Below are 24987 nucleotides of genomic sequence, written 5' to 3' on the forward strand. Positions count from 1 at the left end.
TCTTACTGCGCCTGCACGCGCAGCTCGGCTGCGCTACGACTACGGTGACCCAACAGCGCTTTCACATCGCTGGATTTCGGCTTAACCAGAGCAAACTTCGCGGAATAAGACGGCCAGTGCGCCAGAATCTCTTCACCGCGGGAGGAGCCGGTCAGCTGTACGTGTTCGGTGATCAATCCACGCAGATGTTCTTCGTGAATCGCCAGCGAGTCGACGTCCAGCACTTCTACCAGTTCCGGGTTCACGCGTTTACGGAAATCACCGTCTTCATCCAGCACATAGGCGAAACCGCCCGTCATACCGGCGCCGAAGTTCACGCCCGTTTTGCCCAGCACGCAGACGATACCGCCGGTCATATATTCACAGCCGTTGTCGCCGATGCCTTCCACCACGGTAATCGCCCCGGAGTTACGCACGCCGAAACGTTCACCCGCGCGGCCCGCGGCGTACAGACGACCACCGGTCGCGCCGTACAGGCAGGTGTTGCCGATGATGCTGGCTTCATGGCTGCGGAAGGATGAACCCACCGGCGGACGAATCGCCAGCAGACCGCCCGCCATGCCTTTACCGACGTAGTCGTTGGCATCGCCGGTCAGGTACAGCTCAACGCCGCCGGCGTTCCACACGCCGAAGCTCTGGCCCGCGGTACCGTTGAAGTGCGCTTTGATCGGATCCGCCGCCAGCCCCTGGTCGCCGTGCGTCTGGGCAATGTAGCCAGACAGCGATGCGCCAACGGAACGGTCGGTGTTGCGGATATCAAACCAGAAGGTTTTGCTCTGGCGCTCATCAACAAACGGTTTTGCCTGCTGCAACAGCTGCGCGTTCAACACGCCGTTATCAAACGGTGGATTGTTCTCGGTGCAGTACAGCGCTTTGCCAGGATGCGGCTCCGCGGTTTCCAGCAGACGAGACAGCTCCAGCTTCTGCTGCTTGGCGGTGAAGCCATCCAGCTCTTTGAGCAGGTCGGTACGGCCAATCAGGTCAACGAGGCGGGTGACGCCCAGTTCAGCCATCAGCTCGCGGACTTCACGGGCAATAAATTCAAAGTAGTTAGTTACTTTGAACGGTAGGCCGTGATAGTGGTTCTTACGCAGTTTCTCATCCTGAGTCGCAACACCGGTTGCGCAGTTGTTCAGGTGGCAAATACGCAGGTATTTACAGCCCAGCGCGACCATCGGCCCGGTACCGAAACCGAAGCTTTCCGCGCCGAGGATCGCCGCTTTAATGATGTCGACGCCCGTTTTCAGGCCGCCGTCCACCTGCAGACGAATCTTGTGACGCAGGCCGTTAGCGACCAGCGCCTGCTGCGTTTCGACCAGACCCAGTTCCCACGGACAGCCGGCGTATTTCACCGAAGACAGCGGGCTTGCGCCGGTGCCGCCGTCGTAGCCGGCGATGGTGATGAGGTCTGCATAGGCTTTTGCCACGCCGGTAGCGATGGTGCCAACGCCCGGTTCGGAAACCAGCTTCACGGAGATCATCGCTTTCGGGTTGACCTGTTTGAGGTCGAAAATCAGCTGCGCTAAGTCCTCGATAGAGTAAATATCGTGGTGCGGCGGCGGAGAAATCAGCGTCACGCCCGGTACGGAATAACGCAGTTTGGCAATGTACGGGGTGACTTTATCACCCGGCAATTGACCACCTTCGCCCGGTTTCGCGCCCTGAGCGACTTTAATCTGAATGACGTCGGCATTGACCAGGTACGCTGGGGTGACGCCAAAGCGACCGGAGGCCACCTGCTTGATGCGCGACACTTTGTTGGTGCCGTAACGCGCCGGGTCTTCGCCGCCTTCGCCGGAGTTCGAGTTGCCGCCGATGCTGTTCATCGCTTCGGCTAGCGCTTCGTGTGCTTCCGGGCTCAGTGCGCCGATAGACATCGCTGCGGTATCGAAACGTTTGAACAGGTCGCTCGCGGGCTCTACATCGGCCAGGTTGACGGTCTCGCCGTTTGGCGTGATGGCCAGCAGGTCGCGCAGCGTCGCGGCAGGGCGGTTGTTGACCAGCTCTGCATAGGCTTTGTAATCGCTGTATTCGCCGCTCTGTACTGCCTGTTGCAGGGTGCGTACCACGTCCGGGTTGTAGGCATGGTATTCGCCGCCGTGAACGTATTTCAGCAGGCCGCCCTGTTCCAGCGGTTTACGCGCCAGCCAGGCACGCTTCGACAGGTTCAGCAGATCCTGCTGGAAGTCGTCGAACGACGCGCCGCCGATGCGGCTAACCACGCCCTGGAAGCAATTTTCGACCACGTCATCGTGCAGACCGACCGCTTCAAACAGCTTAGAGCAACGATAGGAAGCAACGGTCGAGATGCCCATTTTGGACATGATCTTATACAGACCTTTGTTGATGCCGTTACGGTAGTTCAGCATCACCGTGCGGTAGTCTTTTTCGATAGCATGGGTATCGATCAGACGACCCAGAGTTTCATAGGCCAGGTACGGATAGATTGCCGTGGCGCCAAAGCCGAGCAGTACCGCAAAGTGGTGCGGGTCGCGGGCGCTGGCGGTTTCCACGATGATGTTCGCGTCGCAGCGCAGGCTCTTATCCACCAGGCGAGCCTGGATTGCGCCCACCGCCATTGGCGCCGGTACCGGCAGGCGGTTTTTGGCAATGTTACGGTCGGACAGCACCAGCAGGACGGTACCGCTGCGCACCATCTCTTCGGCCTTGTCGCACAGGGCTTTCACCGTGGCTTCGAGGCTGGTTTCCGTCACATCGAAGGTGATGTCCAGCGTGTCGGCGCGGTAATGATCCTCTTTCATCGTGGTGAGCTGATTGAAATCGGAGTACAGCAGAATGGGCGATTTGAAGCTCAGACGGTGCGCCTGGCCTTCCGCTTCGCAGAAGACGTTCATCTCACGACCAATGCTGGTTGCCAGCGACATCACGTGCGCTTCACGCAGCGGATCGATTGGCGGGTTGGTTACCTGCGCAAACTGCTGGCGGAAGTAGTCGTAAATAATACGTGGCTGGCTGGAGAGCACGGCGAACGGGGTATCGTCACCCATCGAGCCGACGGCTTCCTGACCGTTTTCGCCGAGTACGCGAATCACGGAATCCAGCTCTTCAGCGCTGTAGTTAAACTGTTTCTGGTAGCTGGCAAGGGTATCGTCGTCCAGCTCACGGCTGCCCACCTGATCGTCGGCCAGATCTTCAAACGGCACCAGACGGCGAACGTTTTTCTCCATCCACTCTTTGTACGGATGGCGGCTTTTCAGATCGTTGTCGGTTTCGGCAGAGTGCAGAATGCGGCCGCTGCGGGTGTCGATAACCATCAGCTCGCCTGGGCCGACGCGGCCTTTTTCCACCACTTCGTCAGGCTGGTAGTCCCAGATCCCGACTTCAGAGGCGCAGGTGATGAGTTTGTCTTTGGTAATGACGTAGCGCGCCGGGCGCAGGCCGTTACGGTCGAGGTTACAGGCGGCGTAGCGACCATCAGACATGACGATCCCTGCCGGGCCGTCCCACGGCTCCATGTGCATGGAGTTAAAGTCGAAGAACGAACGCAGGTCCGGATCCATATCCGGGTTGTTCTGCCAGGCTGGTGGTACCAGCAGACGCATGGCGCGGATGATGTCCATCCCGCCCGCCAGCAGCAGCTCAAGCATGTTATCCATGGAGCTGGAGTCGGAGCCGGTTTCGTTGACGAACGGCGCGGCGTCGTGCAGGTCAGGGATCAGCGGCGTCTGGAACTTATAGGTACGCGCGCGCGCCCATTGACGGTTACCGGTGATGGTGTTGATTTCGCCGTTGTGCGCCAGGTAGCGGAACGGCTGTGCCAGCGGCCAGCGCGGCACGGTGTTGGTGGAGAAGCGCTGGTGGAACAGGCAGATGGCCGATTCCAGACGCAGGTCCGCGAGGTCCAGGTAGAAGCGCGGCAGATCCGCCGGCATACACAGACCTTTATAAATGTTCACCAGATTGGACAGGCTACAAACGTAGAAGTCTTTATCTTGCAGGAGGCGCTTTTCGATGCGGCGGCGGGCGATAAACAGGCGGCGTTCCATATCGCGTGGGCGCCAGCCCGCAGGGGCGTTAACGAAAATTTGCTCTATACGAGGCAGAGAGGAGAGGGCGATTTCACCGAGTACACCTTCGTTGGTGGGCACATCGCGCCAGCCAACAATAGACAGGGTTTCACGCTGCAGTTCTTCTTCTACAACATGGCGGGCGGCAGCGGCCAGTTCAGGATCCTTATTCAGGAACAGCATCCCAACGGCATAGTTTTTGGCTAATCGCCAGCCACGTTCTTCAGCAACGATGCGGAAGAAACGGTCAGGTTTTTGCAGCAGCAAGCCACAACCGTCGCCGGTTTTACCGTCGGCGAGGATCGCACCGCGGTGCTGCATACGGGCCAGTGCGTGTATCGCGGTACGCACTACCTTGTGGCTAGGTTCGCCTTCTATGTGGGCGATCAGGCCGAAACCACAGTTATCCCTCTCAAGGGATTTATCGTACAACATATCAGTGAACCTCCCCAGGCTCTACGGGACGCCCCCTTAATCGATTGCGCGCAAGGCACAGCAAGAGCATGGCGACGGGGTATGGCATTCTTTGCCTACCTCGCATTCGCCCTCTTTTATCCTTTTCGCGTAGGTCACACAAGTTTGAGGACTTGCTTAAGAGGGAATCTCAATTACTGCATAAATATGATGAGCAGGCTGCTCATCCAGAAAGCTTCCAGCGGATTCCCAACTTATCGGGAATCCGTACATAGGTCAAATGGCAATCTTATTTATCCAAAAATGTGCTATGTGACAATTAACTTTATGAAATATAAGAAAAATACAACTATTTTTCGGGCTGCTGAACAACGGGGAAGGGCATTGTGAGTGTGATCTGTCTCACTATATGAAAGCGCTGTTTTAATCTACATAAGCTGTTTTAATGATGAAAACCAGCATTTAATTCTGGTGTTAAGGCTGTGGGTATAGGATCCCTCTGTTTTTCAACAGACGCTGGATTATTGCAAATAGCGGCGCTGACATAAGCAAAAATAATCACTCAGGTGGTGAATGAAATTGCAGTAATTTTGATTGATTATGCAATGAAGCAATAGGTCTACATGGCGATTGATCCAGGTCATCGCCGATCGAGACTAAAAGTGGCAGGCTTGGCCCCTTTCTTCAGGCCGGTCTATCAGATTATGCAGTTACAAAAATTAGTCAATATGTTTGGTGGGGATCTTACGCGTCGTTACGGCGAAAAGGTCCATAAACTGACGCTGCATGGTGGATTCAGCTGCCCAAACCGCGACGGCACTATCGGCCGCGGCGGCTGCACGTTCTGTAATGTCGCCTCGTTTGCCGATGAAGCGCAACAGCATAAGTCGATTGCCGACCAGCTGGCGCATCAGGCAAATCTGGTCAACCGCGCAAAACGCTATCTGGCCTATTTCCAGGCCTATACCAGCACCTTTGCCGAAGTTCAGGTGCTGCGTTCGATGTACCAGCAGGCGGTTAGTCAGGCCAATATCGTCGGCCTGTGCGTCGGCACGCGCCCGGACTGCGTGCCTGAGGCGGTGCTTGATTTGCTGAGCGAGTATAAAGATCAGGGCTATGAAGTGTGGTTGGAACTGGGGCTGCAAACCGCGCACGATAAAACGCTGCACCGAATTAACCGCGGCCACGACTTTGCCTGTTATCAAAATACCACGCGGCTGGCGCGCGAGCGCGGGTTGAAGGTGTGCAGTCACCTGATTGTCGGCCTGCCGGGGGAAGGGCAAAGCGAGTGTCTGGAGACGCTCGAGCGGGTTGTGGAGACTGGCGTCGACGGCATCAAGTTACACCCGCTGCATATCGTGACGGGCAGCATTATGGCAAAAGCCTGGGAAGCCGGTCGTCTGAACGGTATCGAGCTGGATGAGTACACGGTGACCGCCGGTGAGATGATCCGCCATACGCCGCCGGAGGTGATTTACCATCGTATCTCCGCCAGCGCCCGTCGCCCGACGCTTCTGGCGCCGTTATGGTGTGAAAATCGCTGGACCGGGATGGTTGAACTGGATAAATACCTCAACGAACACGGTGTACAGGGCTCGGCGTTGGGCGCACCGTGGGTGCAGCCATAGCGCATAGCGCCACCTGGTTCTCTGTACACATTGCCGGATGGCGGCATCGCCTTATCCGGCTTACAACCGCAATGTAGCCCAGCCAGGCGAAGCGCCGCCGGGAATGGCTCCGTGACCCAATTAGCAGATAATCCCCGCATTTTTCGCACAACCTACCGCGCCGCGCTCAGAATTGGGTATTATTGAGCGATGATGTCGTTAAGGAACTCCTCATGAAGCAAATCCGTATGCTGGCGCAGTATTACGTCGACCTGATGATGAAGCTGGGTCTGGTACGTTTCTCCCTGCTGCTGGCACTCGCGCTGGTGGTGTTGGCGATTGTGGTACAGATGGCGGTCACCATGGTGCTGCACGGCCAGGTGGAAAGTATCGACGTGATTCGCTCGATCTTCTTCGGCCTGCTGATCACCCCCTGGGCGGTCTATTTTCTGTCTGTGGTGGTCGAACAGCTTGAGGAGTCGCGACAGCGCCTGTCCCGGCTGGTAGAAAAGCTGGAAGAGATGCGTGAGCGTGACCTCAAGCTCAACGTTCAGCTTAAAGACAACATTTCACAACTTAATCAGGAAATTAGCGATCGCGAAAAAGCCGAGGCCGAGCGCCTGGCGACGCTGGAGCAGTTGCGCGTTGAGGTGCAGGAGCGTGAGGAAACGCAGATTCGCCTTGAACAGCAGTCCTCCTTCCTGCGTTCTTTCCTCGATGCTTCGCCGGATCTGGTTTTCTATCGCAATGAAGATAAAGAGTTTTCCGGCTGTAACCGGGCGATGGAGCTGCTGACTGGCAAGAGTGAAAAGCAGCTGATTCACCTGCATCCGGAAGATGTCTATACCCCCGAAGCGGCAGCAAAGGTTATTGAAACCGATGAGAAAGTTTTCCGTCACAACGTCTCGCTGACCTACGAGCAGTGGCTCGATTATCCGGACGGGCGCAAAGCGTGCTTCGAAATCCGTAAAGTGCCTTACTACGATCGCGTGGGTAAACGCCATGGCCTGATGGGCTTTGGTCGCGATATTACCGAACGCAAGCGCTATCAGGATGCGCTGGAGCGCGCCAGCCGCGACAAAACCACCTTTATCTCGACTATCAGCCACGAGCTGCGTACCCCGCTCAACGGCATTGTTGGCCTGAGCCGCATTCTGCTCGACACCAACCTGACGTCGGAGCAGGAAAAATACCTGAAAACGATCCACGTTTCGGCGGTAACGCTGGGCAATATCTTCAATGATATTATCGACATGGATAAAATGGAGCGCCGTAAAGTTCAGCTGGATAACCAGGAAGTCGATTTTACCGGCTTCCTTGCCGATCTCGAAAACCTGTCCGGTTTGCAGGCGCAGCAAAAAGGGCTGCGTTTTGTGATGGAGCCGACGCTGCCTTTGCCGCATAAAGTGATTACCGACGGTACCCGTCTGCGACAGATTCTGTGGAACCTGATCAGCAACGCCGTTAAATTCACTCAGGAGGGGAGCGTGGTCGTGCGCGTGCGCTACGATGCTGGCGATATGCTGCACTTTGAAGTGGAAGACTCCGGTATCGGTATCCCTCAGGAAGAGCAGGATAAAATCTTCGCCATGTATTATCAGGTGAAAGACAGTGAGGGCGGCAAGCCCGCCACCGGCACTGGCATTGGCCTTGCCGTGTCGAAACGTCTGGCGAAAAGTATGGGTGGCGATATTGAGGTTTCCAGCCAACCTGGACACGGTTCGACCTTTATCCTGACGGCACACGCCCCGGCGGTGGCTGAGGAAGTGGAAGACGCGTTTGACGAAGATGATATGCCGTTGCCGGCGCTGCACGTGCTGCTGGTGGAAGATATCGAGTTGAACGTGATCGTCGCGCGCTCGGTGCTGGAAAAACTGGGCAACAGCGTTGATGTCGCGATGACCGGTAAGGCCGCGCTGGAGATGTTCACCCCTGGCGAGTATGACCTGGTGCTGTTGGATATTCAGCTGCCGGATATGACCGGTCTGGACATCGCCCGCGAGCTAACGCGCAAATACCATGCCGATGATCTGCCGCCGCTGGTGGCGCTGACGGCGAACGTTCTGAAGGACAAAAAAGAGTATCTGGACGCCGGTATGGACGATGTACTGAGTAAACCGCTCTCGGTTCCGGCGTTGACGGCGATGATCAAGAAGTTCTGGGATACCACTGCAGACGAAGAGGAGAGTACCGTGAGCCAGAGTGATAACGACAAGTCGCAGCAGTTGCTCGATATTGCGATGCTGGAGCAGTACATCGAACTGGTTGGGCCGAAGCTGATCACCGATGGTCTGGCCGTATTCGAGAAGATGATGCCGGGCTATCTGGCGGTACTGGAATCGAACCTGACCGCTCGCGACCAAAAGGGCATTGTCGAAGAAGGCCATAAAATCAAAGGCGCTGCTGGTTCCGTCGGGCTACGTCATCTCCAACAGCTGGGGCAGCAGATTCAATCCCCGGATCTGCCGGCGTGGTGGGATAACGTAGGTGAATGGGTCGAAGAAATGAAATCTGAATGGCAGCACGACGTCGCGGTGCTGAAAGCGTGGGTTGCCAGTGCAGGAAAAAAATGACCCCGGCTTGACCGGGGTGCGCGAATACTGCGCCAACACCAGGGAACTGGTGGTTGCGTCAGATGATTGACATGATTTTGATTTTTTTGACACAACCTGAAATACGATTGCACGCTCAATAAGATAGCAAAACTTAAAATGTTTGTTACGTGAATCAGTAAAATGTGTGAAGCGTAACGACTTAATCAGAAATATTAATCAGCGTCAGAGAGTTAGCGAGAACAAGATGGCTTTAAGGAGTATAGCCAGGCTTAAACGTCTGGCCTGGCGGCTGTTGCTGATGCTGGCGCTATTCTGGGGCGGCGGTATTGCGGTGTTCAGTATTTTGCCGGTGCCATTCTCCGCAGTGATGATTGAGCGCCAGGTGGGTGCCTGGTTAACGGGGGATTTCGGCTATGTTGCCCATTCCGACTGGGTCAACATGGAGGAGATTTCACCGTGGATGGGGCTGGCGGTGATTGCTGCCGAAGATCAAAAATTCCCTGACCACTGGGGTTTTGATGTGTCGGCAATTGAAAAGGCGCTGGCGCACAACGAACGTAACGAAAACCGCATTCGCGGTGCCTCGACGCTGTCGCAGCAGACGGCGAAAAATCTGTTCCTGTGGGATGGGCGTAGCTGGGTGCGTAAGGGGCTGGAAGCGGGTCTGACTCTGGGTATGGAGACGGTGTGGAGTAAGAAACGTATTTTGACCGTCTACCTGAATATCGCTGAATTTGGCGACGGTATTTTCGGCGTGGAAGCCGCGTCTCAGCGCTATTTCCACAAGCCGGCCAGCAAGCTGACCATGGCGGAAGCCGCGCTGCTGGCCGCGGTGCTGCCTAACCCGATCCGCTTTAAAGCCAATGCCCCATCCGGGTATGTGCGTAGCCGTCAGGCGTGGATTTTACGTCAGATGCGCCAGCTCGGCGGGGAGGGGTTTATGCGGGATAATAAGCTGTATTAACCAAGCATCGCGCCATCAGGCACAGCACCGTGGTATTGCCGGATGACGGCGTAAACGTCTTATCCGGCCTACAGACTTTGCGTTTGTCGCCGGGCGCCGACTAGTCTTCGTCAAACCCGGCGTTAAACAGCGCAATCACCGCCGCCAGCGCCTCTTCTTCCTGTGGACCGGTGGCTTCCACTTCAATCTGACGGCCCTTGGCAGAGTCCAGCATCAGCAGTGCGATTACGCTATTAGCTTCGGCTTCGGTACCTTCATCATTGCGCAGCAGCACTTCCGCATCGTAATGCTGCATCAGTTCAAACAGCTTCATCGCCGGGCGCGCATGCATGCCCAGCTTGTTGGTGATTTCCACGGTCTGCTTTACGGTCATGATTTGCGTTTTTCCAGCGTCCGATGACGAGATTGCACGTTCTTACCGCGCGAGCGGAAGTAGTCAGCCAGCTGTTCGGCAACATAGACCGAACGGTGCTTACCGCCGGTACAGCCAATCGCAACCGTCAGATAGCTACGGTTGTTGGTTTCCAGCATAGGTAACCATAGCTCAAGATAGCTGCGGGTCTGGTAAATAAAGTTGTGAACTTCCGTGTGCCTGTCGAGGAACGCGGCAACCGGTTTGTCGAGGCCGGTCATTGGGCGCAGTTTCGGATCCCAGTGCGGGTTTGGCAGGAAGCGCACGTCAAACACGTAGTCGGCGTCGATAGGAATGCCGTGCTTGAAGCCGAAGGATTCGAACACCATCGTTAGCTCGCGCTCGCGTTTGCCCAGCAGACGGGTGCGCAGCATTTCTGCCAGCTCGTGAACAGACATCTCGGATGTGTCGACAATCAGGTCGGCGCGAGAGCGCAGTGGCTCCAGCAGGTTGCTCTCTTCATCAATCGCGCTTTCCAGCGACAGATTCTTGCTGGAGAGCGGGTGCAGACGGCGAGTGTCGCTGTAGCGACGAATCAGCGTGTTGCGGTCGGCGTCGAGGAACAGCAGCTGCGGGGAAAAGTTCTCCGGCAGGTTTTCCATTGCCCGCTCGAAGATTTCCGGGGTTTCAGGCATGTTACGCACGTCGATACTCACGGCCGCCGAGATTTCACGGTCGGCCAGCGTCTTTGCCAGCTCTGGCAGCAACACCACCGGCAGGTTATCAACGCAGTAGAAGCCCATATCTTCCAGCGCCCTCAGGGCCACTGATTTTCCCGAGCCAGAGCGGCCGCTGACGATCATCAGTACCATGTACCGTTTCTCCTCAGTACGATGTGATGTCCATTACGCATCATCGTGGGTTTCCGTATCGGTGATGATTTGATACAGCTCTTCGTCGCTCTGCGCGGCGCGCAAGCGGCGGCAAATGGTTTTATCTGCCAGACGTTTTGCCACCAGGGAAAGCGTATGCAGATGGGTTTTAGTCTGGTCGGCCGGCACCAGCAACGCAAAGAGTAAATCGACTGGCTGGTTGTCGATAGCGTCGAAGGCGATTGGCGTTTCGAGTTGCACGAACACACCGACCGCACGCAGCGTATCTTCTTCGAGCTTGCCGTGAGGAATGGCGATGCCGTTGCCGATGCCGGTACTGCCCATTTTTTCACGGGTCAGAATGGCTTCGAACACCACCTGCGGCGGCAGGCTAAGCTGTTTCGCCGCCAGCTCGCTGATGATTTCCAGCGCACGTTTTTTACTCTGACAGTGCACAGCACTGCGGGTACATTCCTGGTTAAGGACATTGCTCAGTTGTAGAGCCGAATCGTTATTTGTCATAATTTCACCTAAGCATCGCCCGATATGCAGGCATATCGGGCGATCGCTCGGACAATCAATGTTGTTTTAGTTTATCTTTGTGCTTGGTTAACTGTCTCGCCAGTTTATCGATCAAACCGTCGATGGCGGCATACATATCCTGCCCTTCCGCGCTGGCATGAAGTTCGCCGCCGTTCACGTGCAATGTCGCATCCGAGATGTGCGTCAGTTTCTCCACCTTTAACACAATATGGACCTGATTGATCCTCTCGAAATACTGCTCCAGCTTGCTGAATTTCGTGGTCACGAATTCGCGCATCGGCTCGGTGATCTCGACGTTGTGTCCAGTGATGTTGAGCTGCATAGTGTCTTCCTTATCAGTTGTGTCAGACCAGCTGTTTACGCTGGTTAGACGGCGGAATGGATAAAGACTCTCGGTACTTTGCAACGGTGCGCCTTGCCACCATGATACCCTGTTCAGAGAGCATGGTGGTCAGCTTACTGTCGCTCAGTGGTTTCGCGGGATTCTCCGCGGCAATCAATTTCTTAACCAGCGCCCGAATGGCTGTGGACGAGGCTTCGCCGCCGCCCTCGGTGCTGACGTGGCTGGAGAAGAAATATTTAAGCTCGAAAATGCCCCGTGGGCTATGCAAATACTTCTGCGTGGTAACACGCGAAATGGTGGACTCGTGCATCTCGACGGTCTGGGCGATGTCAGCCAGCACCATCGGTTTCATGTACTCTTCGCCAAGGTCGAAAAAGGCCTGCTGTTGCTCGACGATGCAGCGGCTGACGCGCAGCAGCGTATCGTTGCGGCTCTCAAGACTCTTGATCAGCCATTTTGCCTCTTGCAGGTTGCTGCGGATAAACTGGCTGTCGGCGTCGTTGCGGGCGTTGTTGCACATGCCCGCGTAATGCTGGTTAATCTGCAGACGCGGAATGCTGTCGGCGTTCAGCTCGACCACCCAGCGATCGTTGACCTTGCGCACCAGTACGTCTGGAATCACATACTCCGGTTCACCGGTTTGGATCGATTGGCCCGGGCGCGGATCCAGCGATTGGATCAGATCGACCGCTTCTTTCAGTACGTCTTCTTTCAGGCGGGTGACCCGCATCAGCGAGCGGAAATCGTGGTTAGCGAGCAGATCGAGATGATCGCTGATAATCAGGCGCGCTTCATCCAGACGCGGCGTGTCTGCTGAAAATTGTGACAGCTGGATCAGCAGACAATCGCGGAGATCTTTGGCGGCTACGCCGACCGGATCGAAGCGCTGGATGCGTTTAAGTACCGCTTCCACTTCGTCCAGGCCAATTTCGTCGTCGCCGATGCTTTCGCGGATATCTTCGACGGTGACGGTCAGGTAGCCGGTGTCATTCACTGCGTCGACGATCGACGTGGCGATCGCCCGGTCGGTATCGGTAAACGGCGTTAACTCTACCTGCCACATCAGGTAATCCTGAAGTGACTGGGTGGTTTCACCCTGATAAACCGGCAGTTCGTCGTCCTGATAGTCCGCCCCGGTACCGGAAGGGGTTCCGGCGGTGTAGATTTCGTCCCAGCTGGCGTCAAGCGGCAGCTCTTCGGGCATGTCCGGCTTTTCCAGCGCGTCTACGCTGTCCAGCGTTTCGTTATCGACGGTTTCCTGAGTCTCTACTTCATCGTGAAGATCGGTTTGCTCGAGCAGGGGATTGCTCTCCAGCGCCTGCTGGAGTTCCTGCTGAAGTTCCAGCGTAGACAATTGCAACAGACGAATGGCCTGCTGTAACTGGGGCGTCATGGCAAGCTGTTGGCTGAGCCTTAATTGCAAACCTTGCTTCATGTTCAGAACGAATATCTCCCGCTAACGTCGATAACCACTACCCTATCAGAGTCTGAAGTCTTCCCCAAGATACACGCGTTTAACATGTTCGTCTTCCAGGATCTCCTGCGGTGTCCCGTGGGCAATCAGATGCCCCTGGCTGACGATGTAAGCGCGTTCGCACACTGCCAGCGTTTCACGGACGTTATGGTCGGTAATCAGTACCCCAAGGCCGCTGTCGCGCAGGTGTTCGATGATGCGTTTGATGTCGATAACGGAGATGGGGTCAACGCCGGCAAACGGTTCATCCAGCAGGATAAACTTCGGGTTTGCCGCCAGCGCGCGGGCGATTTCAACGCGGCGGCGTTCACCACCGGAAAGCGCCTGGCCCAGACTGTCGCGCAGATGTTCTATGTGGAACTCTTCCATCAGCTCTTTGGCGCGGTCTTCTCGCTGCTCATTACTGAGATCGTCGCGGATCTGCAGCACCGCCATCAGGTTATCGTAGACGCTCAGACGACGGAAAATCGACGCTTCCTGCGGCAGATAGCCGATACCGCGGCGGGCACGAGCGTGCAGTGGCAGCAGGCTGATGTCTTCGTCATCAATGATGATATTGCCCGCATCGCGCGGCACGATGCCGACCACCATGTAGAAGGTGGTGGTTTTACCCGCACCGTTCGGCCCAAGCAGGCCCACAATCTCACCGGAGTTGACGGTCAGACTGACATCTTCCACGACGCGGCGGCCTTTGTAGGCCTTCGCCAGATTTTTTGCAGTTAATGTCGCCATAACGAATTAGTTACTCTTCTTCTGTGCCGGAGCCTGGTCCTTGGATTTGTCCTGTAGCTGGGACGGAACCAGAACGGTGGTGACGCGTTTGCCTTTGTCGCTAAACGCCTGCATTTTCTGCTCTTTCACCAGGTAGGTGATTTTGTCGCCCTTGATGTTGCTGTCCAGCTGTTCAAGGTAAGCATTGCCGGTCAGCACCACGAAATCATTTGCCAGCTCATAGTGCATCTTCGACGCGCGACCTTTCACCGGCTTACCGTTGTCCTGCATCTGGTAGAACGTGGCCGGGTTGCCGTAGCCGTCGATCACTTCTTTACCCTGCTGGTTTGCCGGGCGGGTGACGACCACTTTGTCGGCGTTGATTTTGATGCTGCCCTGGGTCACGACGACGTTACCGGTGAAGGTCACGACGTTGCCCTGCATATCCAACGACTGCTGATCGGATTCAATATGAATCGGCTGATTGGTATCGCCGGTTAAGGCCATTGCCGGCAGGCTGGCGGCCAGCAGAGAAGCGACGAGCGCCAGCTTAAGGCTGAGTTTGTTTGTTCTGGATTTCATAAGAAGTTCTAACCTTTTCAATCAGCTCGGCGTTCTTGCTGCGTAAATTGCCGCGCATTTTCAGGCCGCTGGAATTAAATGTTGTTCCGTATAACGTCACCAGATCGTCAGAGGAAACGTCCTGAGTTATCAGGTTCACCTGGGCATTATCCGTCGTAATCTTACGCAGTTGTGCGTCTTCTGTCAGCGCGTTGATTTCAACGTGCCCATAGAGATACAGCATGCGGTCGCTGGTCAGCTTGGCTTTATCGGCTTTAATCGACCAGGTTGGCACCTTCGCGGCATCAAAAGTCGTCAATACGGGGTGAGTAAACCACGACAGACCCTGATCGGAAAAATACTCCACGTGTTCGGCGATTAACCGATAGCTGAGCGCGCCTTCCGGGCTGTACACCACCGTATCGGTATGTTCGCTTTTATAGGTTGGATCGCCAGTGTTTACCGCGATCGGGCCGCTGTCGTCTTTGTCGGCGAGATTCAGGCCGATGAGGACAAGTGCGACCAGCGATAGCAGAATGATAACCCAACGTCTGGTTTTACTCATATGGATTGCCCTTTGGCTTCGTCGAGCTTCCCTTGCGCCAGCAGCAGCAGGTCGCAGACTTCGCGTACCGCACCGCGTCCGCCCGCAATGCGCGTGACGTAATCGGCGCGCGGCAGCAGCAGCGGGTGCGCATCCGCCACCGCGACGCTCAGGCCGATCTCTGCCATCACCGGCCAGTCGATCAGATCATCGCCCACGTAGGCGACTTCTTCCGGCTGTAGGCTCAGCTTCGCCAGCAGTTCACGATAGGCGATAAGTTTATCCGACTGTCCCTGGTAGAGATGCGTGATACCCAGCGTAGCGCAGCGGTCTTCTAACAGTTTAGCTTTTCGCCCGGTAATAATCGCTACTTCGATACCAGAGGTGAGGGCGCAGCGCACGCCGTAGCCGTCGCGCACGTTAAAGGCCTTTAGCTCTTCACCATTGTTGCCCATATAAATCAGGCCGTCGGACAGCACCCCGTCGACGTCGAGGATCAACAGGCGGATTTTCTCCGCCCTGGCGATAAATTGTGGACTCACCGGCCCGTAACAGGTGGCGACCGATGCGACAGCGTTACTCATTCTTTATATCCTTGATTACACTACGCCTGCGCGCAGTAGGTCGTGCATATGTATCACACCTAGCAGATGGTCGCCATCAGCAACCAGCACACAGGTGATATGGCGTGATTGCATCAGGTTCAGCGCGTCGACCGCCAGCGTGCCTGGACGAATGCGAATCCCGCCCGGCGTCATCACGTCGGCGATGCCGAGGCTACGCAGATCGGCGCCGTTGTCGAAGATGCGTCGTAGGTCACCGTCGGTGAAGATCCCTTTAATCTGCATATTGTCATCGCAGATGGCCGTCATCCCGAGATTTTTACGGGTAATTTCCAGCAGTGCGTCGCGCAGGGAGGCATCCTCGCTGACGTGCGGGATTTCATCGCCGGTATGCATAATATCGTTAACGCGCAGCAGAAGCTTGCGACCCAGTGCGCCGCCGGGGTGCGACAGGGCAAAGTCTTCGGCGGTAAAGCCGCGGGCTTTCAGCAGCGCGACGGCCAGCGCATCGCCCATAACCAGCGCCGCGGTGGTGCTGGAGGTCGGTGCCAGCCCAAGCGGGCAGGCTTCGCGTGGGACTTTCACGCACAGATGAATATCCGCCGCGCGGCCCATGCTGCTGTCCGGGCGGCTGGTCATGCAGATCAGCGGCACGCGCAGGCGCTTGAGTACCGGGATCAGCGCCAGAATTTCGTTAGACTCGCCGGAGTTAGAGAGCGCGATGACTACATCCTGCGGTGTCACCATGCCTAAATCGCCGTGCGCCGCTTCGCCGGGATGGACGAAGAAGGAAGAGGTGCCGGTGCTGGCAAAGGTGGCCGCCATTTTACGCCCGATATGCCCGGATTTGCCCATCCCCATCACGACGACTTTGCCGCCGCAGTAGAAGATCTTCTCGCAGGCGTTGCTGAAATCCTGATTAATGTATTGATCGAGCTGCTCCAGCCCTTCCCGTTCAATCTCCAGAACTTCTCTTCCCGCCTGCTGGAAGTCGAAATTTGGCTGCAAATCTATTTGCGACATAGTGTTATCCCGATTCATTCGATGAAGAGCGGCGTTGCCCAATAGAGCAGCGCCAGCCACGCAACAAACCCGCCGATTAACAGTAAGCCAGCACCGCGGCCTATCTGGCGACGACGCCAGCACAGGAGGGCGAAGACCACGCTCACCAATACCATTACGCCATAGTCCCGGGTAAACGCGAGCGGGTTAAATGTACCCGGCGCGAGAAGGGCGGGAATACCCAGAACGATAGCGATATTAAAGAAATTCGAGCCGATGATATTGCCGACTGCAATATCATTTTCGCCTTTACGCACGCCGGCGATGGCGGTCGCCAGCTCAGGCAGACTGGTGCCGAGCGCGATAATCGTCAGGCCGATGGTCAACTCGCTCATGGCGAAATAGTTCGCCAGCACCGTGGCGTTATCAATCACCATACGGGTCGCCATCGGCATAATAATCAGCGCCACGCCCAGCCATAAACAGGCGACAGGCAGCGAGCCATCTCGCGGCAGTTCGGCCAACTGCTCCTGGGTGAATTTGTCGTTACCCTGGCGTTCGGCCAGACGCGCTATCTTAATGATAAACAGCAGCCACAAGGCTGCCAGGATAATCAGGAAGACGCCGTCCATGAAAGAGAGCTCGCCATCATACAATACATACCCGGCCAGCAAGCTAACGACCAACATTAGCGGTATTTCGCGGCGCAGGATATCAGAATGCACGGTAAATGGGTGGAACAGTGCGGTCAGGCCGAGGATCAGCAATATATTGACGATGTTAGAGCCGATGGCGGTGCCGACGGCGACGTCTACCTGACCATGAAGGGAGGCGGCGGCGGAGACGATAATTTCCGGCAGCGAGGTGCCGATGCTGACCACGGTCATGCCAATAATCAGCGGTGGAACTCCCAGGGCACGGCATAAAATAGAGGCGGAGTACACGAGGCGATCGGCGCTGTAGACCACCAGAAGTAAACCAATAATTAACAGAGCCGTGGCTAAGAGCATCTAAAGTCCTTTATTCGGGTATAATCGTCGGTCCGCACGTCTGGACGTAACGAATTCCTAATTTTGACTTTATGCGCAGGAAAAGTAAAACAAATGCCAGATTTCGTTAACTCGTGCGGTTAGGATTCTGTAAGAATGCGCAATTAAGCAGGAAATGATTCCTCTTAAGGACCTGGAAAGGTAAGCCTATGAGCCAAAAACTCGAGAATTTGGTCGATATGCACGACGTCACGTTTACCCGTGGCAGTCGGGTCATCTTCGACAAGATCTCGCTGTCGGTGCCGCGCGGGAAAATTACCGCGATTATGGGACCGTCGGGGATTGGCAAGACCACGCTGCTACGCCTGATTGGCGGGCAAATCCCCCCGGATAGCGGAGAGATCCTCTTTGATGGCGAGAACGTGCCGCAAATGTCGCGCTCTCGTCTGTATACCGTGCGTAAGCGGATGAGCATGCTGTTCCAGTCTGGTGCGCTGTTTACCGACATGAACGTGTTTGACAATGTGGCGTACCCGATTCGCGAGCATACCCGGCTTCCCGCGCCGTTGCTGAAAAGCACGGTAATGATGAAGCTGGAAGCCGTTGGCTTACGCGGCGCCGCTAAATTGATGCCGTCCGAGCTCTCTGGCGGGATGGCAAGACGCGCCGCGCTGGCGAGGGCGATTGCCCTTGAACCGGATCTGATCATGTTCGACGAACCCTTCGTCGGCCAGGATCCGATCACCATGGGCGTGCTGGTGAAGCTGATTTCCGAACTCAACAGCGCATTGGGTGTCACCTGTATTGTGGTTTCCCACGACGTACCGGAAGTGCTGAGCATTGCCGATTTCGCCTATATTATGGCGGACCGCAAAATCATCGCTCACGGTAGCGCAACGTCGTTGCAGGAAAACGACGATCCGCGAGTGCGTCAGTTCCTCGACGGTATTGCCGACGGCCCGGTGCCGTTCCGTTACCCTGCGGGCGATTATCGCCGCGACCTCATCGGCACAGGGAGATAATCGACTCATGTTGTTAAATGCACTGGCAGCGCTTGGACATCGCGGGATTAAGACCATCGCGACGTTTGGGCGAGCTGGGTTAATGTTATTCAATGCCGTTGTCGGCAAGCCGGAATTTCGTAAGCATGCGCCTTTACTGGTGCGTCAGCTCTACAACGTCGGCGTGCTCTCAATGGTTATCATCATCGTCTCGGGCGTGTTTATCGGTATGGTGCTGGGCCTGCAAGGTTACCTGGTACTGACCACCTATAGCGCTGAGACCAGTCTCGGTATGCTGGTGGCGCTGTCGCTGCTGCGCGAACTGGGGCCGGTGGTAGCCGCGTTGCTGTTTGCCGGGCGCGCCGGTTCGGCGCTGACGGCGGAAATTGGCCTGATGCGCGCGACTGAGCAGCTCTCCAGTCTGGAGATGATGGCGGTGGATCCGCTGCGCCGGGTCATTTCTCCGCGCTTCTGGGCCGGCGTCATCTCGTTGCCGTTGCTGACGATTATCTTCGTGGCGGTGGGCATCTGGGGCGGTTCGCTGGTCGGCGTAAGCTGGAAAGGCATTGATGCCGGGTTCTTCTGGTCGGCAATGCAAAATGCGGTGGACTGGCGTCTCGATCTGGTGAACTGCCTGATTAAGAGCCTGGTTTTCGCCATTACGGTGACATGGATTGCGTTATTTAACGGTTACGATGCAATCCCCACTTCTGCCGGAATCAGCCGGGCGACCACCCGTACCGTGGTGCACTCGTCGCTGGCGGTTCTTGGGCTGGACTTTGTGCTGACGGCACTGATGTTTGGGAATTGAGTGAATGCAAACGAAAAAGAGTGAAATCTGGGTCGGTATTTTCCTGCTGGTGGCCCTGCTGGCGGCACTGTTTGTCTGCCTGAAGGCGGCGGACGTTTCGTCGATGAAATCAGAGCCAACCTACCGCATTTACGCCACCTTCGATAACATCGGCGGCCTGAAGGCGCGTTCGCCGGTGCGCATTGGCGGCGTGGTGATTGGCCGCGTGGCGGACATTACCCTCGATCCAAAAACCTATTTACCTCGCGTGGCCCTCGACATTGAAGATCGCTACAACCACATTCCGGATACCAGTTCGCTGGCGATTCGCACTTCCGGTCTGCTGGGGGAGCAGTATCTGGCGCTGAACGTCGGTTTTGAAGACCCTGAGCTGGGAACGTCTATTCTTAAAGACGGCGGCACCATTCAGGACACCAAATCGGCGATGGTGCTGGAAGATCTTATTGGCCAATTCCTTTATAACAGCAAAGGCAGCGACAATAAGACTTCAGGCGATGCGCAGGAATCCACAGATGGACATACTGATACGGCGACGCCTGCAACTGGCACGACGAATTAATCTCAGGAGATACTCGACATGTTTAAACGCTTACTGATGGTCGCCATGCTGGTGATTGCCCCGCTAACGGCCGCAACGGCAGCAGACCAATCTAACCCTTACAAGCTGATGAACGAAGCGGCGCAGAAAACGTTCGATCGTCTGAAGAATGAACAACCTAAGATTCGTTCTAACCCGAACTACCTGCGCGACGTGGTCGACCAGGAACTGCTGCCGTACGTGCAGGTGAAATACGCTGGCGCGCTGGTGCTGGGCCGTTACTACAAAGATGCGACTCCGGCACAGCGTGAAGCTTACTTCGCCGCTTTCCGTGAATACCTGAAGCAGGCTTACGGCCAGGCGCTGGCGATGTACCACGGCCAGACCTACCAGATTGCCCCGGAACAGCCGCTGGGCGACGCGACCATCGTGCCTATTCGCGTGACCATCATCGACCCGAACGGTCGTCCGCCGGTGCGCCTGGACTTCCAGTGGCGTAAAAACACCCAGACGGGTAACTGGCAGGCGTACGATATGATCGCTGAAGGGGTGAGCATGATCACCACCAAACAGAACGAATGGAGCGACCTGCTGCGTACCAAAGGTATTGATGGCCTGACCGCACAGCTGAAATCCATCTCTGCGCAGCCGATCACCCTGGAACAGAAAAAATAATGGCTGAAGAGCTTAGCTGGACGCGCGATGGCGAACGCCTGACGCTGCTTGGCGAACTGGATCAGGACTTTCTGGTGCCCCTGTGGGACGCCAGAAATGAAGCCACGCAGGGCGTTTCGGTAATCGACCTCAATGGCCTTAGCCGCGTCGATACGGCAGGCCTGGCGCTGTTAGTGCACCTGGTTGACCTGATTCATTCCCAGGGCCGCAAGGTACGCCTGGAAGGCGTGAGTGAAAAAGTGGTGACGCTGAAACGGTTGTATAATCTGCCTGAAGATATGATCCCTTAAAAATTTCAGCACGTTATTGCTGCTAATGTTCCTAAAGCCCCATCAATCTTAACGATGGGGCTTTTTGCTTGTTTAAGACTGCGTCACTTTCCTCTAAGATGTGGGGCTGTTTTCACTCTCAAATGAAATGTGAACCTATGGAAAATAATGAAATTCAGACCGTGCTGATGAATGCACTCTCCCTTCAGGAAGTTCTCGTTTCTGGCGACGGTAGCCACTTCCAGGTGATTGCCGTGGGTGAGATGTTTGAGGGCATGAGCCGGGTTAAGAAGCAGCAGACTATCTATGGCCCGCTGATGGAGTATCTTGCGGACAACCGCATTCATGCCCTGTCGATCAAAGCGTATACCCCGCAAGAGTGGGCGCGCGATCGCAAACTCAACGGTTTTTGAGCCATGGGGAAAGCGGTAACGCTTTCCCGGTGGCGAACGTGAATACTTAACAGAGATTAGATTTGATGGATAAATTTCGTGTGCAGGGGCCAACCCGCCTTCAGGGCGAGGTCACCATTAGCGGCGCCAAAAATGCTGCCCTGCCGATTCTTTTTGCCGCTTTGCTGGCAGAAGACCCGGTAGAGATCCAGAACGTACCGAAGCTGAAAGATGTCGACACCTCCATGAAGCTGCTGACGCAGCTGGGTGCGAAGGTTGAGCGTAACGGTTCTGTATGGATTGATGCCGGCTCGGTCAACGTATTTTGCGCACCTTACGATCTGGTGAAAACCATGCGCGCCTCTATCTGGGCGCTGGGGCCGCTGGTGGCGCGTTTTGGCCAGGGTCAGGTTTCTCTGCCAGGTGGTTGCACTATCGGTGCGCGTCCGGTCGACCTGCACATCTCTGGTCTTGAGCAGTTAGGCGCGGAAATTAAGCTGGAAGAAGGTTACGTCAAGGCGTCCGTCAATGGTCGTCTGAAAGGCGCGCATATCGTTATGGATATGGTCAGCGTCGGCGCGACCGTCACCATTATGACAGCGGCAACGCTGGCGGAAGGGACCACTGTCATTGAAAACGCCGCGCGCGAGCCGGAAATCGTCGATACGGCGAACTTCCTGAACGCGATGGGCGCGAAAGTGACCGGGCAGGGTACCGATCGCATCACCATCGAAGGCGTGAAACGCCTGGGCGGCGGCGTGTATCGCGTCCTGCCTGACCGTATTGAAACCGGCACCTTCCTGGTGGCGGCGGCGATCTCCGGCGGCAAAATTGTCTGCCGCAACGCCCAGCCGGATACGCTGGATGCGGTGCTGGCCAAGCTGCGCGAAGCCGGTGCGGATATCGAAGTCGGCGAAGACTGGATTAGCCTTGATATGCATGGCAAACGTCCGAAAGCGGTGAACGTGCGTACTGCGCCGCATCCGGCGTTCCCGACCGACATGCAGGCGCAGTTCACCCTGCTGAACATGGTAGCGGAAGGAACCGGCGTGATCACGGAAACGGTCTTCGAAAACCGTTTCATGCACATTCCGGAACTGATCCGTATGGGCGCGCGTGCGGAAATCGAAAGCAACACCGCGATTTGCCACGGCGTTGAGCAGCTCTCTGGCGCGCAGGTGATGGCAACCGACCTGCGCGCATCCGCAAGCCTCGTGCTGGCGGGCTGTATTGCTCAGGGCACCACTATCGTTGACCGCATCTATCACATTGACCGCGGCTACGAACGCATTGAAGATAAGCTGCGCGCGCTCGGCGCCAATATCGAACGCGTAAAAGGCGAGTAATCGCCGCCGTTGTTAAACGCCCTCCGAGCCAGGGGGGCGTTCTCCCTCGCTATTCATCTTTCTTTGGCTGGCGCATCGCCTGCGTTCTATCGATAAACTCATGGGTGACCGGATCGTGATATCGTGATGGCCAAATTACCCATGGCTCCGTCTCCAGCACTTTCGCAATAATCACTTCACCCTTAGGCCAGGGGCGTGAGAGTACATTGGCGAGTGTTGATGAACTCAGGCCGTTTTTGCGTGATTCTGCGGCCATTGAAGTGCCTTTTTTGCGCAGCCCGGCAATGATATCCGCCGGGTGCCAGTCGATTAATTTATCCATACTTCCTCCCTGAGAGCGCAGTTTAAATCGTCATGTTGGATGAGGAATGTACTGTAACGTTCTTTTCAGGAAGATTCTAAAAAGTTCGTATAAGTTATGATAAATTAGGAAAACGTCAATTTACAGGCGCTTAAAAACGTTATCTGGAGCTTTTGGGAGCTTTCCCGCGCATTGCGCGGGAGAGGGATTAGCGATCGCGTTGGACAGCCATATGAGCGAGGCCAATAAGCGCATCGCGCCATTGGGTATCAGGCAGCGGCGCCAGGGCGGCAATCGCTTTATCGGCTTCTTCTTCGGCACGCTGGCGTGTCCATTCCAGCGAGCCGCAGGCGGCCATCGCTTCCAGCACCGGTTCCAGCAGATGTCGGCCATTACCTTGTTCGATAGCGCCACGAATCAGCTGCGCTTGCTCCGGCGTGCCGTTGCGCATGGCATGCAGCAGCGGCAGCGTTGGTTTGCCTTCGTTGAGGTCGTCGCCAACGTTTTTCCCCAGCGTTTCGCCATCGGCGCTGTAGTCGAGCAGGTCGTCGATCAGTTGGAAGGCGGTACCCAGGTAGCGACCATAATCCTGTAAACCTTTTTCCTGCTCCGGCGTACAGCCAGCCAGCAGACCGGAACATTGGGCGGCGGCTTCGAACAGACGCGCGGTCTTGCTGTAGATCACACGCATGTAGTTCTCTTCGGTGATGTCCGGATCGTTGACGTTCATGAGCTGAAGGACTTCACCTTCTGCAATGACGTTGACCGCTTCAGACATGACTTCCAGCACCTTCAGCGAACCGAGGCTGGTCATCATCTGGAAGGCGCGGGTGTAGATAAAGTCGCCAACCAGCACGCTGGCCGCATTCCCAAAGGCGGCGTTAGCCGTGGCCTTGCCGCGGCGCATGTCGGACTCATCAACGACGTCGTCATGCAGGAGCGTCGCGGTATGAATAAATTCGATTAACGCGGCAATCTTGACGTGGGCGTTCCCCTGATAGCCAACGGCACGGGCGGCCAGCACGGCGATCATAGGACGAATCCGTTTTCCGCCACCGCTAACGATGTAATAGCCTAGCTGGTTGATCAACTGGACGTCCGAGTTGAGCTGCTCAAGAATCGTCGCATTGACTCCCGCCATATCCTGCGCGGTTAACTCATTGATTTTTTGTAAATTCATCGCAAAAGCCGGGCTTAATGTCCTGTTTACCACTTATCCATACGGGATAACGAAGGTTTTACGTTAGAGTTGTAGCTACGATTGTACTGAAAAAACGCGACAGATAAACGTTGCCGTGCGCGTTGTGTTTTTTTTCTGCATCTATTGATGGTAGCACTTGTCAAAGGCTCGCGTTTTGCGTAATATTCGCGCCCTATTGTGAATATTTATAGCGCACTCTGAATCACACGAAGATGTGCGCGGAAGCGGAGTTTATATGTACGCGGTTTTCCAAAGTGGTGGTAAACAACACCGAGTAAGCGAAGGTCAGACCGTTCGCCTGGAAAAGCTGGACATCGCAACTGGCGAATCTGTTGAATTCGCTGAAGTTCTGATGATCGCAAACGGTGAAGAAGTCAAAATCGGCGTTCCTTTCGTTGATGGCGGCGTTATCAAAGCTGAAGTTGTTGCTCACGGTCGTGGCGAGAAAGTTAAAATCGTTAAGTTTCGTCGTCGTAAACACTACCGTAAGCAGCAGGGCCATCGTCAGTGGTTCACTGATGTGAAAATCACTGGCATCAGCGCTTAAGTTAAGGGGAGCAGATTAAATGGCACATAAAAAGGCTGGCGGCTCGACTCGTAACGGTCGCGATTCAGAAGCTAAACGTCTGGGCGTAAAACGCTTCGGCGGTGAAACAGTTCTGGCTGGTAGCATCATCGTTCGTCAACGTGGTACCAAATTCCACGCTGGCTCCAACGTTGGTTGCGGCAAAGACCACACTCTGTTTGCTAAAGCAGACGGTAAAGTGAAATTTGAAGTTAAAGGTCCGAATAACCGTAAATATATCAGCATCGTTGCTGAATAAGTTATTCGCGTCCCGGTAACGGATAAAAGCCCCGCAACACGTTGCGGGGCTTTTTACATTCGACGCCAGGTAAATGATGGTCTGTAGCGCTGTTTCAGGGTAGGAAA

At 55.7% G+C, this 24987-nt stretch carries 26 protein-coding genes; 12 read left to right on the plus strand and 14 right to left on the minus strand.

Annotated elements, in window-relative coordinates; genetic code table 11:
* Positions 1–2: 2 nt before the first annotated feature.
* Positions 3–4463 (minus strand): glutamate synthase large subunit, encoded by a 4461-nt coding sequence (gltB, locus tag GY169_RS02925; RefSeq protein WP_167574946.1) that lies wholly within the window; start codon positions 4461–4463, stop codon positions 3–5.
* Positions 4464–5146: 683 nt separating this feature from the next.
* On the opposite strand from gltB, the gene GY169_RS02930 reads away from it, so the two are divergent.
* From GY169_RS02930 to mtgA, 3 genes are all read left to right on the plus strand, one after another.
* Positions 5147–6070: a TIGR01212 family radical SAM protein gene (locus GY169_RS02930; RefSeq protein ID WP_163447769.1), complete on the plus strand. Its 924-nt coding sequence runs from the start codon at positions 5147–5149 to the stop codon at positions 6068–6070.
* 212 nt (positions 6071–6282) lie between these two features.
* Positions 6283–8622 carry an aerobic respiration two-component sensor histidine kinase ArcB gene (gene arcB, locus GY169_RS02935; RefSeq protein WP_167574947.1) on the plus strand — a complete coding sequence of 780 codons (2340 nt, stop codon included), beginning with the start codon at positions 6283–6285 and terminating at the stop codon, positions 8620–8622.
* Between the two features lie 226 nt (positions 8623–8848).
* Entirely contained in the window at positions 8849–9568 is a 720-nt protein-coding gene (gene mtgA / locus GY169_RS02940; RefSeq protein ID WP_167574948.1) for a monofunctional biosynthetic peptidoglycan transglycosylase, read from the plus strand.
* Between the two features lie 100 nt (positions 9569–9668).
* Here the strand turns inward: mtgA and npr are convergent, their stop codons facing one another.
* From npr to GY169_RS02995, 11 genes are read right to left on the minus strand one after another with little or no spacing between them, the layout of a single operon-like run.
* Entirely contained in the window at positions 9669–9941 is a 273-nt protein-coding gene (gene npr, locus GY169_RS02945) for a PTS phosphocarrier protein NPr (protein ID WP_064541834.1), read from the minus strand.
* The gene (gene rapZ, locus GY169_RS02950) at positions 9938–10792 is read right to left on the minus strand and encodes an RNase adapter RapZ (protein WP_064541836.1); all 855 of its coding nucleotides are present in this window, start codon (positions 10790–10792) and stop codon (positions 9938–9940) included. Before rapZ ends, npr begins: the two co-directional genes overlap by 4 nt.
* Before the next feature lie 33 nt (positions 10793–10825).
* The gene (gene ptsN / locus GY169_RS02955; RefSeq protein WP_035891171.1) at positions 10826–11314 is read right to left on the minus strand and encodes a PTS IIA-like nitrogen regulatory protein PtsN; all 489 of its coding nucleotides are present in this window, start codon (positions 11312–11314) and stop codon (positions 10826–10828) included.
* Positions 11315–11369: 55 nt separating this feature from the next.
* On the minus strand, positions 11370–11657 hold the full coding sequence (hpf, locus tag GY169_RS02960; RefSeq protein WP_064541841.1) for a ribosome hibernation promoting factor: 288 nt from the start codon (positions 11655–11657) through the stop codon (positions 11370–11372).
* Between the two features lie 22 nt (positions 11658–11679).
* Positions 11680–13113, minus strand: a complete 1434-nt coding sequence (gene rpoN, locus GY169_RS02965; protein ID WP_167574949.1) for an RNA polymerase factor sigma-54 — start codon at positions 13111–13113, stop codon at positions 11680–11682.
* A 45-nt stretch (positions 13114–13158) separates the two neighbouring features.
* On the minus strand, positions 13159–13884 hold the full coding sequence (gene lptB, locus GY169_RS02970) for an LPS export ABC transporter ATP-binding protein (protein ID WP_064541846.1): 726 nt from the start codon (positions 13882–13884) through the stop codon (positions 13159–13161).
* Between the two features lie 6 nt (positions 13885–13890).
* Positions 13891–14445 (minus strand): lipopolysaccharide ABC transporter substrate-binding protein LptA, encoded by a 555-nt coding sequence (lptA, locus tag GY169_RS02975; RefSeq protein WP_064541847.1) that lies wholly within the window; start codon positions 14443–14445, stop codon positions 13891–13893.
* Positions 14414–14989: an LPS export ABC transporter periplasmic protein LptC gene (gene lptC / locus GY169_RS02980; RefSeq protein WP_163447773.1), complete on the minus strand. Its 576-nt coding sequence runs from the start codon at positions 14987–14989 to the stop codon at positions 14414–14416. Before lptC ends, lptA begins: the two co-directional genes overlap by 32 nt.
* On the minus strand, positions 14986–15552 hold the full coding sequence (gene kdsC, locus GY169_RS02985; RefSeq protein ID WP_167574950.1) for a 3-deoxy-manno-octulosonate-8-phosphatase KdsC: 567 nt from the start codon (positions 15550–15552) through the stop codon (positions 14986–14988). Before kdsC ends, lptC begins: the two co-directional genes overlap by 4 nt.
* Before the next feature lie 15 nt (positions 15553–15567).
* Positions 15568–16554, minus strand: coding sequence for an arabinose-5-phosphate isomerase KdsD (gene kdsD, locus GY169_RS02990; RefSeq protein WP_163447775.1), 987 nt, complete (start codon positions 16552–16554; stop codon positions 15568–15570).
* Positions 16555–16568: 14 nt separating this feature from the next.
* Positions 16569–17543 carry a calcium/sodium antiporter gene (locus GY169_RS02995; RefSeq protein WP_167574951.1) on the minus strand — a complete coding sequence of 325 codons (975 nt, stop codon included), beginning with the start codon at positions 17541–17543 and terminating at the stop codon, positions 16569–16571.
* A gap of 188 nt (positions 17544–17731) precedes the next feature.
* Here GY169_RS02995 and mlaF point away from each other — a divergent pair, with 188 nt between their 5' ends.
* From mlaF to murA, 7 genes are all read left to right on the plus strand, one after another.
* Positions 17732–18544: a phospholipid ABC transporter ATP-binding protein MlaF gene (mlaF, locus tag GY169_RS03000; protein ID WP_163447777.1), complete on the plus strand. Its 813-nt coding sequence runs from the start codon at positions 17732–17734 to the stop codon at positions 18542–18544.
* A gap of 7 nt (positions 18545–18551) precedes the next feature.
* On the plus strand, positions 18552–19334 hold the full coding sequence (mlaE, locus tag GY169_RS03005) for a lipid asymmetry maintenance ABC transporter permease subunit MlaE (RefSeq protein ID WP_163447778.1): 783 nt from the start codon (positions 18552–18554) through the stop codon (positions 19332–19334).
* Between the two features lie 4 nt (positions 19335–19338).
* Positions 19339–19893 carry an outer membrane lipid asymmetry maintenance protein MlaD gene (gene mlaD, locus GY169_RS03010; RefSeq protein WP_163447779.1) on the plus strand — a complete coding sequence of 185 codons (555 nt, stop codon included), beginning with the start codon at positions 19339–19341 and terminating at the stop codon, positions 19891–19893.
* 18 nt (positions 19894–19911) lie between these two features.
* A complete protein-coding gene (gene mlaC, locus GY169_RS03015) occupies positions 19912–20547 on the plus strand; it encodes a phospholipid-binding protein MlaC (protein WP_163447780.1) in 636 nt (211 codons plus the stop codon).
* Positions 20547–20837 carry a lipid asymmetry maintenance protein MlaB gene (gene mlaB / locus GY169_RS03020; RefSeq protein WP_163447781.1) on the plus strand — a complete coding sequence of 97 codons (291 nt, stop codon included), beginning with the start codon at positions 20547–20549 and terminating at the stop codon, positions 20835–20837. The genes mlaC and mlaB overlap by 1 nt, the downstream gene beginning before the upstream one ends.
* 137 nt (positions 20838–20974) lie before the next feature.
* On the plus strand, positions 20975–21229 hold the full coding sequence (gene ibaG, locus GY169_RS03025; protein WP_064541877.1) for a BolA family iron metabolism protein IbaG: 255 nt from the start codon (positions 20975–20977) through the stop codon (positions 21227–21229).
* A gap of 65 nt (positions 21230–21294) precedes the next feature.
* Complete coding sequence (gene murA, locus GY169_RS03030) at positions 21295–22554, plus strand: UDP-N-acetylglucosamine 1-carboxyvinyltransferase (protein WP_163447782.1); 1260 nt, start codon at positions 21295–21297, stop codon at positions 22552–22554.
* A gap of 49 nt (positions 22555–22603) precedes the next feature.
* On the opposite strand, the gene sfsB is transcribed toward murA, so the two are convergent.
* Both sfsB and ispB read right to left on the minus strand, forming a co-directional pair.
* Positions 22604–22876 carry a DNA-binding transcriptional regulator SfsB gene (gene sfsB / locus GY169_RS03035; RefSeq protein ID WP_163447783.1) on the minus strand — a complete coding sequence of 91 codons (273 nt, stop codon included), beginning with the start codon at positions 22874–22876 and terminating at the stop codon, positions 22604–22606.
* Positions 22877–23063: 187 nt separating this feature from the next.
* Complete coding sequence (gene ispB, locus GY169_RS03040) at positions 23064–24035, minus strand: octaprenyl diphosphate synthase (protein WP_167574952.1); 972 nt, start codon at positions 24033–24035, stop codon at positions 23064–23066.
* A gap of 256 nt (positions 24036–24291) precedes the next feature.
* Between ispB and rplU the strand changes: the two genes are divergently transcribed.
* Together rplU and rpmA are read left to right on the plus strand one after the other, a co-directional pair.
* Positions 24292–24603, plus strand: coding sequence for a 50S ribosomal protein L21 (rplU, locus tag GY169_RS03045; RefSeq protein WP_003025032.1), 312 nt, complete (start codon positions 24292–24294; stop codon positions 24601–24603).
* 19 nt (positions 24604–24622) lie between these two features.
* Positions 24623–24880: a 50S ribosomal protein L27 gene (gene rpmA / locus GY169_RS03050; protein ID WP_064541895.1), complete on the plus strand. Its 258-nt coding sequence runs from the start codon at positions 24623–24625 to the stop codon at positions 24878–24880.
* Positions 24881–24987 lie beyond the last annotated feature (107 nt).

It is taken from the genome of Kluyvera genomosp. 3 (assembly GCF_011765685.1).
GTDB lineage: Bacteria > Pseudomonadota > Gammaproteobacteria > Enterobacterales > Enterobacteriaceae > Kluyvera > Kluyvera georgiana_A.